Annotated in this window: 11 protein-coding genes; 4 read left to right on the top strand and 7 right to left on the bottom strand. The window is 65.8% G+C overall.

Features of this window, described 5'->3' with window-relative positions:
* Positions 1-2: 2 nt before the first annotated feature.
* Positions 3-1688 (top strand): bifunctional phosphoribosylaminoimidazolecarboxamide formyltransferase/IMP cyclohydrolase, encoded by a 1686-nt coding sequence (purH, locus tag IEX33_RS12010; RefSeq protein WP_188730455.1) that lies wholly within the window; start codon positions 3-5, stop codon positions 1686-1688.
* Between the two features lie 246 nt (positions 1689-1934).
* Here purH and IEX33_RS12005 read toward each other — a convergent pair whose 3' ends face one another.
* Together IEX33_RS12005 and IEX33_RS12000 are read right to left on the bottom strand one after the other, a co-directional pair.
* Positions 1935-2144 (bottom strand): hypothetical protein, encoded by a 210-nt coding sequence (locus tag IEX33_RS12005; RefSeq protein ID WP_188730453.1) that lies wholly within the window; start codon positions 2142-2144, stop codon positions 1935-1937.
* Positions 2128-3087, bottom strand: a complete 960-nt coding sequence (locus IEX33_RS12000; RefSeq protein ID WP_188730451.1) for a trypsin-like serine peptidase — start codon at positions 3085-3087, stop codon at positions 2128-2130. The genes IEX33_RS12005 and IEX33_RS12000 overlap by 17 nt, the downstream gene beginning before the upstream one ends.
* A gap of 331 nt (positions 3088-3418) precedes the next feature.
* Here IEX33_RS12000 and IEX33_RS11995 point away from each other — a divergent pair, with 331 nt between their 5' ends.
* Entirely contained in the window at positions 3419-5638 is a 2220-nt protein-coding gene (locus IEX33_RS11995; RefSeq protein ID WP_188730449.1) for an NADP-dependent isocitrate dehydrogenase, read from the top strand.
* A 165-nt stretch (positions 5639-5803) separates the two neighbouring features.
* Positions 5804-8026, top strand: a complete 2223-nt coding sequence (locus IEX33_RS11990; protein WP_188730447.1) for a catalase — start codon at positions 5804-5806, stop codon at positions 8024-8026.
* Between the two features lie 127 nt (positions 8027-8153).
* Here IEX33_RS11990 and IEX33_RS11985 read toward each other — a convergent pair whose 3' ends face one another.
* The 5 genes from IEX33_RS11985 to IEX33_RS11965 all read right to left on the bottom strand — a co-directional run bounded on the left by IEX33_RS11985 (position 8154) and on the right by IEX33_RS11965 (position 13818).
* Positions 8154-8660: a hypothetical protein gene (locus IEX33_RS11985; RefSeq protein ID WP_229675350.1), complete on the bottom strand. Its 507-nt coding sequence runs from the start codon at positions 8658-8660 to the stop codon at positions 8154-8156.
* Complete coding sequence (locus IEX33_RS11980) at positions 8657-9883, bottom strand: serine/threonine-protein kinase (RefSeq protein WP_188730445.1); 1227 nt, start codon at positions 9881-9883, stop codon at positions 8657-8659. Before IEX33_RS11980 ends, IEX33_RS11985 begins: the two co-directional genes overlap by 4 nt.
* A gap of 281 nt (positions 9884-10164) precedes the next feature.
* Entirely contained in the window at positions 10165-11520 is a 1356-nt protein-coding gene (locus tag IEX33_RS11975; protein WP_188730443.1) for a hypothetical protein, read from the bottom strand.
* 85 nt (positions 11521-11605) lie between these two features.
* Positions 11606-12562, bottom strand: coding sequence for a hypothetical protein (locus tag IEX33_RS11970; RefSeq protein WP_188730441.1), 957 nt, complete (start codon positions 12560-12562; stop codon positions 11606-11608).
* A 185-nt stretch (positions 12563-12747) separates the two neighbouring features.
* Complete coding sequence (locus tag IEX33_RS11965; protein WP_188730439.1) at positions 12748-13818, bottom strand: Gfo/Idh/MocA family protein; 1071 nt, start codon at positions 13816-13818, stop codon at positions 12748-12750.
* Between the two features lie 243 nt (positions 13819-14061).
* On the opposite strand from IEX33_RS11965, the gene IEX33_RS11960 reads away from it, so the two are divergent.
* Complete coding sequence (locus IEX33_RS11960) at positions 14062-15576, top strand: pectate lyase family protein (protein WP_229675349.1); 1515 nt, start codon at positions 14062-14064, stop codon at positions 15574-15576.
* Positions 15577-15611 lie beyond the last annotated feature (35 nt).

Below are 15611 nucleotides of genomic sequence, written 5' to 3'. Positions count from 1 at the left end.
TTGTGAGCTTCACGCAGCATGAGCGCGTATCCATCGACCGTGTTCCCATCCGCCGGGCACTGATCTCGGTTTACGACAAGACCGGTCTGGAGGAGCTCGCGCAGGGCCTGCATGCAGCGGGGGTGAAGCTCGTGTCCACCGGTTCCACGGCCAAGAAGATCGCCGCCGCAGGCATCCCGGTCCAGGAAGTCGAGGAAGTCACAGGTTCCCCGGAGATGCTGGACGGCCGGGTCAAGACCCTGCACCCGCGCGTGCACGGCGGCATCCTGGCGGACCGCCGCGTGGCAGCCCACATGGACACCCTCACGCAGATGGAGATCGAACCCTTCGACCTCGTGGTGGTGAACCTCTACCCGTTCGTGGAAACCGTCAAGTCCGGCGCCGCCCAGGACGACGTCGTCGAGCAGATCGACATCGGAGGCCCCGCCATGGTGCGCTCCGCCGCGAAGAACCACGCCGCCGTCGCCATTGTGGTGGATCCGTCCTTCTACGGCCAGGTGGTCACCGCGGCCGCTGAGGGCGGCTTTGATTTGAAGACACGACGCCGGCTGGCCGCCAAGGCGTTCGCCCACACGGCTTCCTACGACAACGCCGTGGCCACCTGGACCGCGAGCCAGTTCCTGGATGAAGACGGCGACGGCGTCATCGACTGGCCCGCCTACGCCGGCCTGTCCCTGGAGCGCTCCGAAGTGCTGCGTTACGGCGAGAACCCGCACCAGCAGGCTGCCCTGTACGTGGACAAGGCTGCCCCGGTGGGCATCGCCCAGGCTGACCAGCTGCACGGCAAGGCCATGAGCTACAACAACTTCGTTGACGCGGACGCCGCCCTCCGCGCCGCCTACGATTTCAGCGAGCCGGCCGTGGCCATCATCAAGCACGCCAACCCCTGCGGCGTTGCCGTCGGGTCCGCGGATGCCGCAGACCCGATCGCCGACGCCCACGCCAAGGCCCACGCCTGCGATCCCGTCTCGGCTTTCGGCGGCGTGATCGCAGCCAACCGCCCGGTCACCGCGGCAATGGCCAATACCGTCAAGGACATCTTCACCGAGGTGGTCATCGCCCCGGGGTTCGAACCGGAGGCCGTGGAGATCCTGTCCAAGAAGAAGAACATCCGCCTGCTCGCCCTGCCGGAAGGCTACGGCCGCTACCCCACGGAGTTCCGCCAGGTCTCCGGCGGCATGCTGGTCCAGGTCAGCGACAAGGTGGACGCCGACGGCGACAACCCCGCCAACTGGACCCTGGCTGCGGGTGAAGCCGCCGACGAGAAGACGCTCGCGGACCTCGCCTTCGCCTGGACCGCCTGCCGCGCGGCAAAGTCCAACGCCATCCTCCTCGCCCAGGACGGCGCCGCCGTCGGCATCGGCATGGGCCAGGTCAACCGGCTGGACTCCTGCCGCCTGGCCGTCGAGCGGGCCAACACGCTGGGCCTCCAGGTGGAGTCCGACGTCGAAGGTGCGGGCGGTGCCTCGAACGCCAGCGGTGCCGGCGCACCTGAGCGCGCCCGCGAAGCCGTTGCAGCTTCCGACGCGTTCTTCCCGTTTGCCGACGGCCTGCAGATCCTGATCGACGCCGGCGTCCGCGCCGTGGTCCAGCCCGGCGGTTCCGTCCGGGACGAGGAAGTCATCGCCGCGGCCAACGCCGCCGGCATCACCATGTACTTCACCGGGGCACGCCACTTCTTCCACTAGTCCCACGCATTGCTCCCCACCGGCACCCTAGCCTCGCTGCGTCCGCACCGGCTCCCTGCCCTCGCAAGCTCGGGCCGGTTGCCCTCGCCGGAGCGGCTCCACGGCCAGGGAACCCTGCCGACGTGGGCCCACGTACCTGACGTTTTCGCATCCGATAACGGCAGGTATGGAGCAATCGATGAGTTAACGACGACGGCGCCCGCCCCGCGAAGGGGACGGGCGCCGTCGTCGTTGCCAGGCTTTGTCCTACCCAGGGGTTCCGGACCCCTGGCCATCAGCGTCCGCGCCCCTCTGCTTGAGGCGCGGACCCTCCTCCGGAAGCCGCAGCTCCCGGGGCTTGGCCTCCGCCATCCGTTCCGCTGTCCAGTACTCGAGGATCTCCTCGTGCGTCTGGCCCAGTTCGGCGCGGCTGACGGGATCCTGGCCGGACGGGGTGTCTCTAGGAGGCTGCTGCACTGGCGTAGGTCTGCTGGATGACGGATCCCCAGTACGGGCCGTACATCACTGCGGAGCGGTTGTAGCCGTAGCTGTTGACGGAGTTCTGGACGCCCGCGGAGCTGGTGCCGATGAACCACGGGCCGCCGGAGGAACCGCCAGTCATGTCGCAGGGGATGCCCTGGGTTTCAAACTGCGGGTTGTTGGGATCGTTCGTGGCCGTTCCGGTGCAGCTCTTGAGGGTTTGGCCGTTGAAGGGCGATGCCGCGGGGTAGCCGAAGGACTTGTAGGTGAGGCCGCGGGCCTCGTTGAACGCCACACCGGATCCGCCCACGACGTCCGTAAGGGTCTGGCCGTTCAGCGTGTTCATGACGGCAAAGCCGGTGTCGTAGGCCATGTCCCCGTTGGCGCTCCATTGGGTGGGGGCGTGGAGGGATTTGGCGGTCCACTTGCCGTAGGGCTCGGCGCCGTTCTCGTAGGCCGGCACAAAGGCGAAGTTGGTGGCGAAGGCTCCCGGCCCCTCGTTGAGGCAGTGGCCCGCCGTGGAGACGGTGCTCTCATTGGCGGAGGTTACGGCGTTGCCGGAGCAGACGTAGTTCGAGCCGGCCAGGGTGAAGAAGACCTTGCCGATGTGCTTCACCGGCGCCTCGCTCTGCGCGATGGTGGGCTTGCCCTTGGTGGCCTTGACCTCAGACTTCTTGCCCTTTTCCACGAGTCCGGCGTTGGAGCGGTTGCCCCGTTCCAGCGCCTTTCCGGCGAGGACGTCTCCGGGGATGGCGCTCTGCATCCGGTCGGCCGTCCAGTAGTCGGCCACGCCCGCGGCATCCACGACAGTGCTGGTGACGGAGGGGTTTGCCTTGTCCTTCGCCGGAGCAGCGGTGGCTCCGCCGGCGGAGGTGAGTGCCAGAACGGCAGCGGCTGAGAGGCTCAGGAAGCCGGTAGCCAGAGACCTGGTGCGAGTCATTTTTGTCCTGTCGTAACGGGGAGATGGCCCCGGTAGGGGGCGGAGTGACCCTGCGAATTTATCGCCATATGACAAGTTTGTAAATAGTAGTGACGTATCATGTATGGCCGTCAGCGGCCTGCCGGGGTGCAAAGGTGAGGAAAGCGCGACGGCGGATGGGCGCCCCAGGTGCGTGCCGGCGTCGTCCGTTCTCCATCGCTGTAATCCTGCCCGGGCCGGGGGTAACGCTGTAGTCCCGGTAGGGGTGAAATCCCTGTGCTCGGGTAAGTTGTACATGGTGAAATAGACCGAATTTTCACAACCAAGCCGACCCACAGGGAGACGCCCGCGCATGTCCAAGATTATCTACACCCACACCGACGAAGCGCCGATGCTGGCTACCTATTCGTTCCTGCCCATCATCGAGGCGTTCGCCTCGACAGCAGGTGTGGAGGTGGAGACCCGCGACATTTCGCTCGCCGGCCGCATCATCGCCGTCTTCGGTGACTACCTGACCCCCGAGCAGCAGATCGGTGACGCCCTTGCTGAACTCGGTGAGCTGGCAAAGACGCCGGAAGCGAACATCATCAAGCTGCCCAACATCAGCGCTTCCATCCCGCAGCTGAAGGCCGCCATTGCCGAGCTGCAGGAACAGGGCTACGCCCTCCCGGACTACCCGGACAACCCCTCCTCGGACGAGGAGACGGCCATCCGCTCGCGCTACGACAAGATCAAGGGCTCCGCCGTGAACCCGGTCCTGCGTGAAGGCAACTCGGACCGCCGCGCACCGCTGTCCGTCAAGAACTACGCACGCCAGAACCCGCACTCCATGGGCGCCTGGACTGCTGACTCGAAGACCAACGTGGCCACCATGGGCCAGGATGACTTCCGTTCCAACGAGAAGTCCGTGGTTGTGGAGTCCGAGGGCACCATCGCCATCCAGCTGGTCCGCGAAGACGGCTCGGTCAAGGTCCTGAAGAAGGCCTTCCCGGTCCTGGCCGGTGAGGTCATCGACGGCACCGTGATGCGCGCCGCCGCCCTGGACGAATTCCTGAAGGCGCAGGTTGCCCGCGCCAAGGAAGAGGGCGTGTTGTTCTCCGCCCACCTCAAGGCCACCATGATGAAGGTCTCGGACCCCATCATCTTCGGCCACGTGGTCAAGGCCTACTTCTCCGAACTGTTCGAGACCTATGGCAAGCAGCTCTCCGCCGCCGGCATCAGCCCCAACAACGGCCTGGCCGCTATCCTGAGCAGCCTCGAGGACCTGCCCGAGGACGTGCGCGAAGGCGTGCAGAACCTCATCAAGAAGGGCCTTGAGGAAGGTCCCGCGCTGGCCATGGTGGACTCGGACAAGGGCATCACCACCCTGAACGTCCCCAGCGACGTCATCGTGGATGCCTCCATGCCCGCCATGATCCGCAGCTCCGGCCACATGTGGGGCCCGGACGGCAAGGAAGCCGACACCCTGGCCGTCCTGCCGGACAGCTCCTACGCCGGCATCTACCAGGTGGTCATCGATGACTGCCGTGCCAACGGCGCCTACGATCCCACGACCATGGGCACCGTGCCGAACGTCGGCCTCATGGCGCAGGCCGCGGAGGAATACGGCAGCCACGACAAGACGTTCGAAATCCAGGAAGCCGGCACCGTCCAGATCGTTGACGGCTCCGGGAACGTCCTGGTTGAACACCAGGTTTCCGAGGGTGACATCTGGCGCGCCTGCCAGACCAAGGACCTGCCCATCCGCGACTGGGTCAAGCTGGCCGTGACCCGCGCCCGCGCCTCCCAGACTCCGGCCGTGTTCTGGCTGGATGAGGAACGCGCCCACGACGCCAACCTCATCGCCAAGGTCAACGAGTACCTGAAGGAGCACGACACCGAGGGCCTGGACATCCAGATCATGTCCCCGGTCAAGGCGATCGCCTTCACCCTGGACCGCATCCGCAAGGGTGAGGACACCATCTCGGTGTCCGGCAACGTGCTCCGCGACTACCTCACGGACCTGTTCCCCATCCTTGAGCTGGGCACCAGCGCCAAAATGCTCTCTGTTGTTCCGCTGATGAACGGCGGCGGGCTGTTCGAAACCGGCGCCGGCGGGTCTGCCCCCAAGCACGTCCAGCAGCTTCTCAAGGAAAACCACCTGCGCTGGGACAGCCTGGGAGAGTTCCTGGCCCTGGCCGTCAGCTTCGAGCACCTGGCCACCACCACCAACAACGCCCGCGCGCAGGTCCTGGCCGACACCCTGGACCGCGCCACCGGGACGTTCCTGCTGGAGAACAAGTCGCCCAGCCGCCGTGCCGGCGAGCTGGACAACCGCGGCAGCCACTACTTCCTGGCCCGCTACTGGGCTGAGGAACTGGCCAAGCAGACGGACGACGCCGACCTGGCCGCCTCCTTCAGCTCCATCGCCGGAGAGCTTTCCGCCAAGGAAGAGGCGATCGTCGGCGAGCTGGCTGAGGTCCAGGGCTCGCCGGTGGACATCGGCGGCTACTACCGCCCGGACGACGCCAAGGCAACTGCGGTGATGCGTCCTTCGGCAACACTTAACAAGGTCATTGCAACCCTGAGCTAGGACTGCAGCAAAGCGGCGTTCCGGATGTCCGGAACGCCGCTTTTGTGTTTTCAGGGTAGGCGCAGAGCTTGTGGCCGCAGGAATCGTTGCTAGGGTACTAAGTACGCTTAGTATCTCGGTTTGCGCCGAGACTGCTGACGTTGCCGATCCTGAGGAGAAAAAATCGTGCCAGAAGACAGCAACATCCAGATTCCCGGCGTCCCCGCCAGCGAACCTGCCAGCCTCCAGGAACCTACCACCCCACGCGAGCCGCTGCCTCCGAAGCCGGACCAGCAGGCCCCTGAGGCTGTGTCGCCGACGGGAAGCCCCACCGGCGCGCCGGCTACTGCCCGTGCCCAGTCCGGCCAGTACCTGACCACCGCGCAGGGGCTTCGCCTTGGCGATACGGACCACTCGCTGAAGGCAGGTTCCCGCGGACCCATCCTGCTGCAGGACCATCACCTGCGCGAAAAGATCACCCACTTTGACCATGAGCGCATTCCCGAGCGTGTGGTTCACGCCCGCGGGGCGGGAGCCCACGGTGTGTTCCGCTCCTACGGGACCGCGTCCAACATCACCCGTGCGGGCTTCCTGGCCAAGGACGTGGAGACGCCCGTCTTTGTCCGTTTCTCAACCGTGCTCGGCTCCCGCGGCTCCGCGGACACGGTCCGCGACACCCGCGGCTTCTCCACCAAGTTCTACACGGACGAGGGCACGTATGACCTCGTCGGCAACAACATCCCGGTCTTCTTCATCCAGGACGGCATCAAGTTCCCGGACATCGTCCATGCCGCGAAGCCGCACCCGGACCGGGAGATCCCGCAGGCCCAGAGCGCCCATGACACCTTCTGGGACTTCGTTTCCCTGCACACCGAGGCGCAGGCCCACACCATGTGGAACATGTCCGACCGCGGCATCCCGCGTTCGTTCCGGACCATGGAAGGCTTCGGCGTGCACACGTTCAGGTTTGTGAACGCCGAGGGCAGGACCACCCTGGTGAAGTTCCACTGGAAGCCGAAGCAGGGCGTCCACTCGCTGGTGTGGGAGGAAGCGCAGATCATCAACGGCATGGATCCTGACTTCCACCGCCGGGACCTGGCCGACGCGATCGAGGCAGGCGCCTTCCCTGAGTGGGAACTCGGCGTCCAGACCTTTCCGGACACCGAGGACCAGATGTTCGAAGGCATCGACCTGCTGGATCCCACCAAGTTCGTCCCCGAGGAACTGGCCCCCGTCCAGCCCATCGGCATCATGACTCTCAACGCCAACCCCACCAACTACTTCGCCGAAACAGAACAGGTGGCCTTCCACCCCGGCCATCTGGTGCCCGGCATCGACGTCACGAACGATCCCCTGCTGCAGGTGCGGCTGTTCTCCTACCTGGACACCCAGATCTCCCGGCTGGGCGGGCCGAACTTCGCCCAGATCCCCATCAACCGCCCGCAGGCCCCGGTAAACGACATGCTGCGCGACGGCATGCACCAGCAGGCGGTCCATGGCGGAGCGGCCCCTTACCGGCCCAACTCGCTTGACGGCGGCTGCCCGTTCCTGGCCGGCCAGGATGTGGGGGCCTTCATCGACGTGCCGGAGGAACTGGCCGCATCCATCAAGGAGCGGAAGAACCCGGCGTCCTTTGACGACCACTTCAGCCAGGCACGGCTCTTCTTCCGCAGCCTCAGCCCAGTGGAGCGGGACCACGTCATCCAGGCCTACACGTTCGAACTGGGCAAGTGCTACGAGAAGTCCATCCGCGAACGCCAGCTCGCGGCCCTCGCCAACGTGGACGCGGAACTGTGTGCCGCCGTCGCCAAGGGACTGGGCCTTCCCGCACCGGAGGCAACAGAACAGGTAGCGGACTCAGAGCCCAGCCCCGCGCTGTCCCAGATGGGCGGGACCTGGCCGGTCGCCGGCAGGGTTGTGGGCATCCTTGCGGACGCGGACAGCGACCTGGCAGCCGTGAACGCGGCTCGGAAGGCGCTGGATGCGGAAGGCATCGTCCCGCTGGTCATCGCCCCGGCGGGCGGCTTCCTTGGACCCGAGAACGACGGCGGGGTCCCCGTCCAGCGGACCTACCTCACCGCACGTTCCACCGAGTTCGACGCCGTCATCGTTGCGGCGGCCGCCCTGCCTGCCCCCGATGCTGCGCCCGGACTGGATGCCAAGGCCGGCGCTCCCGGCGGCGCCTCCGACCCGCGGGCAGTGCTGCTGCTCACGGAAGCGTACCGGCACGCAAAGGCAATCGGTACCTGGGATTCCGGCGCCGAAGCCCTGGCCGCAGCGGGCATCCCGAAGGACACCCCGGGCATCGTGTCCGCGGGCGACGCCGAGTCACTGGTCTCAGAGCTGACGGCCCTGCTGGCAGCCCACAGGGTGTGGGAGCGGTTCCCGGCATCACCGGCCCAATCCTGAGCGGTCGCGGCCGCTGACGCAACAGCCGGCTGACGCCTTTGGCTAACTCTGGCGCCGCCCGGTGATGCCACCGCCGGAGGGGAGCGCCGCCGTCGTCATGACGGGGTGCTCCCTTCCGCATGTGGCGTCAGTCGTTGCCTTTGCCCTTGCCCTCGTTGTCCTTCTTGTCGTCGTCCTTCTCACCTTCCGGCGCTGGCGCAGGGGCTGGCGCGGGGACCGGGACCTCGACGGCTGGCGGGGGAGTGGCCGCCGCGGCCTGCTCCTCAGCGATCCGTGCCTCTTCGGCCGCCTTGTCCGCCGCCGCTTTCTCCGCCGCAGCTATCGCTTCGGTGAGATCCGCCCGGACGGCCGTGGCGATCGTGGTGATGCTCCGGCGTCGTTCCTCGGAAATCTGGCCTTCAGACTGGGCGGCCTCCAGTTCGGCTTCAAGCCCCTCCAGCGCCCGCAGTGCGGCGGCGGGGTTGTTCTCCGACGACGCCTGTGTCACCTCGAGGACTCGTGCCTGCAGCTGCCGTGCCGCCTCGCGCTCAAGGCCGGCCTCCGCAGCCGCGCAGCCGCTCAGCAGCGCGGCCGCCACGAAGGCACCGGACCATGCGAGCACGGACGCGCGTCCAGCGGCAAAGCTCAGCCTCACGGTTCCACGCTCTTCTGGAGTTCCTCGAGGTGCTCGCCCAGGACACCGGTCACCGTGGGGTAAGGCACGACGTCGGGCGGCGACTGGGCTGACAGGGTCATCAGCGCTGCAGCCACCGCGGCCGCCACCACCACGAGGGCCAGGACCGCCGCGAGCCAGAACCGCTTTGTCCGCTTCTTACTGTCCTTCGCCCGGTCCTGGTTCAGGGCTTCGTGCGCGGTTCCCGGAACTTGCCCAACAGCGAGGGAAGCATTCGGGCCTGCCGCTTCCCGCAGCTCATCTACGGATTCCTCGGCGGTGATGGACGGCGGGTGGAAGGGCATCGCGGGCAGCACCCGGGTGGTCTCCGGGGCAAGTTCACCCGGCGTGGAGGCTGGTGAAACCAACGCCTGCCGCAACGCCGTTTCGATGTCCGCGGCGGCGGGCCGTTCGAGTGGTTCGATGGCGGTCATGGAGCGGATGAGGTCAGCCCATTCGGCGGGCAGGTCCTCGGGGATTTCCGGTGCGCGGTGCAGGCGCGCCACCGCAGATTCCACCGCGCTGCCCGGGTATTCCACGGTGCCTTTGATGCATTCGAGCAGCACCAGGCCGAGCGAGTAGATGTCGGTGGAGGGGCCGAGTGGCTTGCCGAGCGCCTGCTCGGGACTGAGGTAGGCAGCTGTGCCCACCATGGTTCCCGTTGCGGTCAACCGGGTTGCGTCCACGATCCGGGCGATGCCAAAGTCCGTGAGCTTGGGCCGCAGCGGTTCACCGGGGCGGATCTGGACCAGCAGGATATTGCCGGGCTTGATGTCACGGTGGATGACGCCGAGGCCGTGGACGTACGCCAGGGCGTCGGCGATGCCGGCCCCGATGACTGCCAGTTCCTCCAGCGGCACGGTGCTGTGCCGGATCCGGGCACGCAGGTCCTGTCCCTCCACGAGTTCCATGGTCAGGAAGGGCCTTGGCTCGTCAGGGATGCGGGTATCGATCCCGGCGTCGAACAGCGTCACCAGGCCGGGGTGGTTCAGGGTTGCCAGAAGCTGGATCTCCGCTTCCTGGCGCTTGAGTTCATCGGCGTCCGGGGCTTGGGGAGCGAAGAGCTTGAGTGCCACGTCGCGGCCCAGATTTTCGTCCCGGGCACAGTAGACCGACGACATACCGCCGCGGCCAATCACCTCACCCAACCGGTAACGTCCGCCGACCACTTCATTCTTGATGGAGCTAGGCGATTCCGCCACCATGACCCGTTCCTCCCGGTGCGCTGCGGCACTGTCGTACCTCAAATTATACGGGCGGTGGAGTAAACGGACGATTCACCCGGGGCCGCCGAGCTGCCGCACACCGGTGGTCCGGCGGCAAAGGTGTGCTTTCGCCGCCGGACCACCGTTCACAAGGACATGTGTGCTGAATACATGTTGTGCGTGGTCTTGATGTGGTGTTTTCCGGACCTCCTTTCCTTCAGCCCGCTCCGTTGCAGCCGCTTCAGGCGCGTGGTGCAGGCACTGTCAGCAGGTGGCCGGCGCTACGACAGCTTCCGCTTACGAAGCATCAGGAGTCCTGCCACCAGAAGCAGGAGGGCGAGGGGCGCCAGGGAGGCATCCACACCCGTGTTGGCCAAAGCAGTGGCCCCTTGGGCCGGGGAGCTGCCGGTGCCGCTGCTTGCACGGGTGTCCACTGCAATGGCACCGCCAACTGCGGTGGAACCGGCGGCAGGTGCTGTGGAGAATCCGTCGGTCAATGCGCCAGTGCCACTTCCGTTGCCCGTGGTGCCCGTAGTCCCAGTGGTGCCGTTGTCAGCGCCGGGATCCGTGGCCCCTGGGTCAACGGTGCCGACGCCGTCCGTGGTGCCGTTACCCGGGTCAGTGGTGCCGGGGTTCTCGGTTCCCGGTGTTCCCGTTCCCGGGTTTTCGGCGTCGGTCGTACCGGTGCCGCCGATGATGAGGTCAACGTTGGCATCGACAATCGCGCCGCTGCCGCCGGTGGTGCTGTTGCCGCCGATGGTGAGGTCGATGTTGGCGTCGGCGAGTTCACCGGTGGTGCCGGTGTTTCCGCCGATCGTGGCATCGACGTTGGCGTCGATGAATTCCCCGTTGCCGGTGGTGCCAATGCCGCCGATGGTCAGGTCAACTTTGGTATCCACGAGTTCGCCGGTGGTGCCGGTGTTTCCGTTGGCGCCGATGGTGAGGTCGATGTTGGCGTCGGCGAGTTCACCGGTGGTGCCGGTGCCGCCGATGGTGGCATCGATGTTGGCGTCGGCGAGTTCACCGGTGGTGCCGGTGCCGCCGATGGTGGCATCGATGTTGGCGTCGGCGAGGTCGCCGCTGGTGCCGGTGCCGCCGATGGTGGCATCGATGTTGGCATCTATGAGGTCGCCGCTGGTGCCGGTGCCGCCGATGGTGGCATCGACGTCGGCATCTACGAGTTCGCCGGTTGTGCCGGAGGCTCCGTTGGCGCCGATGGTGAGGTCGGCGTTGGCATTTACGAATTCCCCGGTGGTTCCGGTGCTGGACTCGTTGCCGCCGATGGTGAGGTTGACGTTGGTGTCGACGAGGTCGCCGCTGGTGCCGGTGCCGCCGATGGTGGCATCGGCGACAACGACGGCCGCCGCGGCGAGGCCGGTGGCGTCCGTCGTCGCGCCGGTGGCGTCTCCAAGCGCAACGTCGGCTGCGACGGCAGCGTCAGCTGAAACGGACGGCGTTGGGTCACCCAGCTGGCCCAACGATGTCGAGTCAACGGACGCCGCCGCCGAGATGAGGGCGAATGCGGAAAGGTCCGATCCACTGGTGGTGTCCGCGGCATGTGCCGCAGTGCAACTGAGGGCTAGGAGCCCGCCTGCAAAGAGGGTGCCGAGCATTCCCCGGCGGAGGTTCGAGTTCATGGTGATGTCTCCTGAAAAGTTGAGTACAGGCTGCTCAGCAGCAACCCGGATGGCCGTTTTCTGCCGCAATGGCAGGCGGCGTCAACTAGTCAGGAGATGAACCGGGGTCGAAAGACACCGGTGCGGGGGCATGCTCGGAGAACTCACCGGCAAGGACAACACCGGTGGTAGGAAGCTTGAGGTCGAAGGGGCTTAGCCATGCCGCCGCCCCGGCGGAGGCAGCCGACGTTGTGCTGCTTCCCGTGGCGGAACCAGGGGCGGGAGGAGCCTGGGCAGGGGCGGTCGATGGGTCTGCCGCCCCCGGCTGCTCCTCGCTGACATTGGGTACCAAAACCGCAGTTTGAAGTGCCGCGTAAGTGGTGGCTACGTCCACCGGACCCGCTGCGGGGGTGTCGGTTCCCAGGCCCTCAAAATGGCCGGTGGCAGCTAGTTCAGCCGACACCGCAGGTGCCGCCGCCACAGCCACGCTGGTTGCAGCATGGGCCCGTACCGCGCCGGGCACGGCTGCAGACAGCACCACATCATCAGGGACCGCCACGGGGAGCTCCGGAAGCACTGGCCCGGCGGATACCAGGTCTTCAACGGGCTGCAGGGCCGGCTCGAGGACCGGAAGTACTTCGGTCACAGGTGGAATAACAGTTTCCACTGCTTCCGCCACCGCCACGTCCACGGATTCGGCGATCGGAACAGCTATGACGGACACCGTTCCCGGAGGGATAACGTTGTTGACGACCGGTACCGACGAAACAATCTGGTCCGCAAGCCCGGAAACCTCTCCCGTCAGGGGCTGGAGCAGCCCCGTCGGCGAGTCCGGCGCCGGTGCCGAGGTGGCGGGTGCGGGATCAGCAAGACTGGCTACGGAAAGGGGCAGCTCTTCCGCCACCGAAGATACTGAACTGGTGACGCCCCCCAACAGGGAAGTTGCATCCTGCAGCGTGTCTGCCGAAGCGGCTGGCGCCGAAAAGGTCAGCCAGGTGAGGGTGGCGGCGCCTGCAAGGAACACAGGACGGAGGGCACGCCACGGCGAGCGACTACCAGCCATGCGTACCACCCCCAGTACTGATGCATTCGACGATGGCTACAGCCTAAGACCGAATGTTGCAGGAAGTCTAGGGTCTGCTCAAACAACTCGACAAAACTGAAAACTTCACATCTCAGGGATTATAGAGCCCCGGAACTGGTCATATGTCATACGTGACGTTGGGGCGAAGCTTCCCGTTGCGAAGCTCAGTGCCGGTCGTTCGGATAGCTGACACCGAGCTGCGCACGGACGCCGTCAAAGAGCCGCATTGTATTCAGGGTGTCCTCCAGCGGCATCACCGGGCTTTCCGTTAGCCCCTGCTGGATGCAGCGTGTTACTTCGCGCAGCTCGTACACGTATCCGCGGCCCACTGATTCAAAGGCTTCGGTCCTGCGGGAGTCCCAGCCCGTGGATACCGTCAGTTCACCGGGATTATTAATGGAGCCCACGCTTTGAAGGAAGCCGAGGCTTCCGGCCACTGTGGCGGTCCGGGGACCATGCGCCAGCAGCGAGGACGTAAGCTGGACCTGCGCCCCGTGGTTGTATCCCAACGTCAGCGCGTTTTGGGCGTCCACGCCGTCGTCATTGATGAACCCGGTGGCACTCACGGTCTGCGGAAAGCCGAGCGTGCCCAGCGCCCACAAAAGGGGGTACACCGATAGGTCCAGCAGGGCGCCGCCGCCGTCCTTCCTGGCCCACAACCTGGCGGTAGGGGAGTAGGGGGCCGGGAAGCCAAGGTCTGCCGTGACCCAATGGATGTCGCCGAGCTCGCCGGACGCGGCAATCTCGAACGCCCGCTGCATGCTCGGCAGGAAGCGGCTCCACACCGCTTCCATGAGGAACAGGTTGCGGCTCCTGGCAACGTCGATGAGCTCGGACGCTTCCCGGGCGTTAATGGTGAAGGCCTTTTCACACAGGACGTGCTTGCCGGCGTTGAGCGCGGCGAGGACGATTTCATGGTGCTGGGCATGGGGCGTCGCCACGTAGACGACGTCCACCTGCTCGTCCGCGAGCAGCCGCTGGTAGCCGGGCACGCCGCCGTCGTCACCGTAAGCCTTCGCGAAGTCATACGCCACCGCAAAGGCATCCGCCGTGTCCTGGCCCCGTGAACTGACGGCATACAGCTCCGCGTCCGCCAGCAGGGCCAGGTCCTGCGACACCGAGCGGGCGATACCGCCCGTGGCGATGATCCCCCAACGCAGGGGAGAACCGGTAGCGGAACGGGGGTCCTGGTCGGACTGGCTGGACAGCCACGGCTTGGCGATGGGAGCACTCATGGTGACCATCCTCTCATTGAGGTGGGCGAGGGTTCGGTTATGACCTGCAGTAAGTGCAAGAGCGCCGGGTAACTCCTGAAAATGCCGGGCGGCCGGTTGTGACAAACCCTTGACAGCATTGTCGCGGGAGACATATGAATAGAGAACCGCCATTAGAAACCGTTTTCTTGCGCGGCAGCTACCCTTCCATGATCCGCACCCACCTAGGCATGTGGTCTGTTTGGCATGCCGGAAAAAAGGCCAATGACGTCCACAACACACACCAGACCCACTACCCCAGCCGTCCCGAGCAGATTCCGCATCGGAGCAGGAGTCACCGCCTCCGCCTCCGTACTTGCGCTCGCAGCGGGGCTGGCGGTAGCCGCCCCGGCAGCCGCGGGTATGGCGCCCGCCAGTCCGGCACCGACCGGAGGAGGCATTATCCGGGCGGACGACGCGGCACCCACGGGGTGGGCCGCCGTCGGCAGCGGTACCAACGGCGGTGCGGGGGCACCCGCTGAAAGCCGCTACGAAGTCAGCACACTCGCCGGGCTCAAGGCTGCGCTGGCTAACGACGGCGATCCCAAGGCGCCTAAGATCATCTTTGTCAACGGGACCATCGATGGCAACCAGGCGCCCGATGGCCGCATCTTGGGGGAGCAGGACTATGCGCCGGGGTACGACATCCACAAGTACATATCCTGCTTCGGACCGGAGGGAAAGGTCTGGAGCGACCAAACCTATGAGTACTGCAAGAAGCAGAGGCAGCTCCGGCAGACCGGCAGCAACAACATGAAGCGGCAGATCGAAGTAAGCCTGCCCAGCAACACCACCCTGATTGGCCTCGGCGCTGATTCAGGTCTCGTTGGGGCCAACATCGTGATCCTCAGCGCCACCAACGTGGTGATGCGCAACTTGAGCGTCGAGGCACCGGTGGACTTCTTCAGCACCTGGTCCCCTGACGACGGCGATGGTGCCTGGAACGCGAGGTTCGATGCAGTATCTTCCGTTACCTCTGACCATCTGTGGATAGACCACGTCCGGCTGACCGATGGGAGGTTCCCTGACAGCGAGGCGCCGATCGGACCCGACGGCAAGCCGGCAAACCGGCACGACGGCCTCCTGGACCTCAAGGACGGCACCGATTATGTGACCATCTCCAACAGCAAGCTCGCCAACCATGACAAGACCATGCTGCTCGGGTCAGGTGACGAACACGTGGGCAAGGACGGCGGGAAACTGCGCGTCAGCTACATCGGCAACCACCTCGAAAACATCCAGCAGCGCGGTCCGCGGGTACGGTTCGGGCAGGTGCATGTGCTGAACAACTACTTTGTGGCCAGCACAGAACATCCGCAGTACCCCATGATCAGCGAGGGCCAGGGCGGTAACAGCTACTTCCTGGGTGCAGGCTACGAGTCGCGGATCTTCTCCGAGCGCAACGCCTTCGACTACACCGGACCCGGGGCTGACGAATCAATCATGGTGAGCAGCTACAACGGACACCGCTTCAAGGACATCGGGTCCTGGTTCAACGGTGAGGAGGCTGACCTCCATGCCGTGGCGCAGGCATCTTTCGAGCAGAACCGCGCGGAGGCCCTGGCGGAGGCGGCGTTCAACGGGGAGCCGGCCCCGGACTGGACGGGCTGGGACTTCAGCACCGACGTCGGCTGGGACCCTGCGGATGCATACAACTACAAGGCATTCGCAACGCCCCAGGCGGTACGGAACCACGCGCTGCACTTCACGGGTCCGGGGATCCTCACCGTTAAGCAATAGATCGAAGGACAGCCAGGCACAAGGAACGCCCGGCC

The organism is Pseudarthrobacter scleromae, from assembly GCF_014644515.1.
Taxonomy (GTDB): domain Bacteria; phylum Actinomycetota; class Actinomycetes; order Actinomycetales; family Micrococcaceae; genus Arthrobacter; species Arthrobacter scleromae.
Note: the sequence above shows the minus strand (reverse complement) of the source record. Positions and strands in the feature narration are given on the sequence as shown.

Excerpts from the sequence above, each read along its gene's own strand:
- IEX33_RS11965 (WP_188730439.1), bottom strand. The coding sequence starts at position 13,818 with ATGAGTGCTCCCATCGCCAAGCCGTGGCTGTCCAGCCAGTCCGACCAG.
- IEX33_RS11970 (WP_188730441.1), bottom strand. The coding sequence starts at position 12,562 with ATGGCTGGTAGTCGCTCGCCGTGGCGTGCCCTCCGTCCTGTGTTCCTT.
- IEX33_RS11975 (WP_188730443.1), bottom strand. The coding sequence starts at position 11,520 with ATGAACTCGAACCTCCGCCGGGGAATGCTCGGCACCCTCTTTGCAGGC.
- IEX33_RS11960 (WP_229675349.1), top strand. The coding sequence starts at position 14,062 with ATGACGTCCACAACACACACCAGACCCACTACCCCAGCCGTCCCGAGC.
- IEX33_RS12000 (WP_188730451.1), bottom strand. The coding sequence starts at position 3,087 with ATGACTCGCACCAGGTCTCTGGCTACCGGCTTCCTGAGCCTCTCAGCC.
- IEX33_RS11980 (WP_188730445.1), bottom strand. The coding sequence starts at position 9,883 with ATGGTGGCGGAATCGCCTAGCTCCATCAAGAATGAAGTGGTCGGCGGA.
- IEX33_RS11995 (WP_188730449.1), top strand. The coding sequence starts at position 3,419 with ATGTCCAAGATTATCTACACCCACACCGACGAAGCGCCGATGCTGGCT.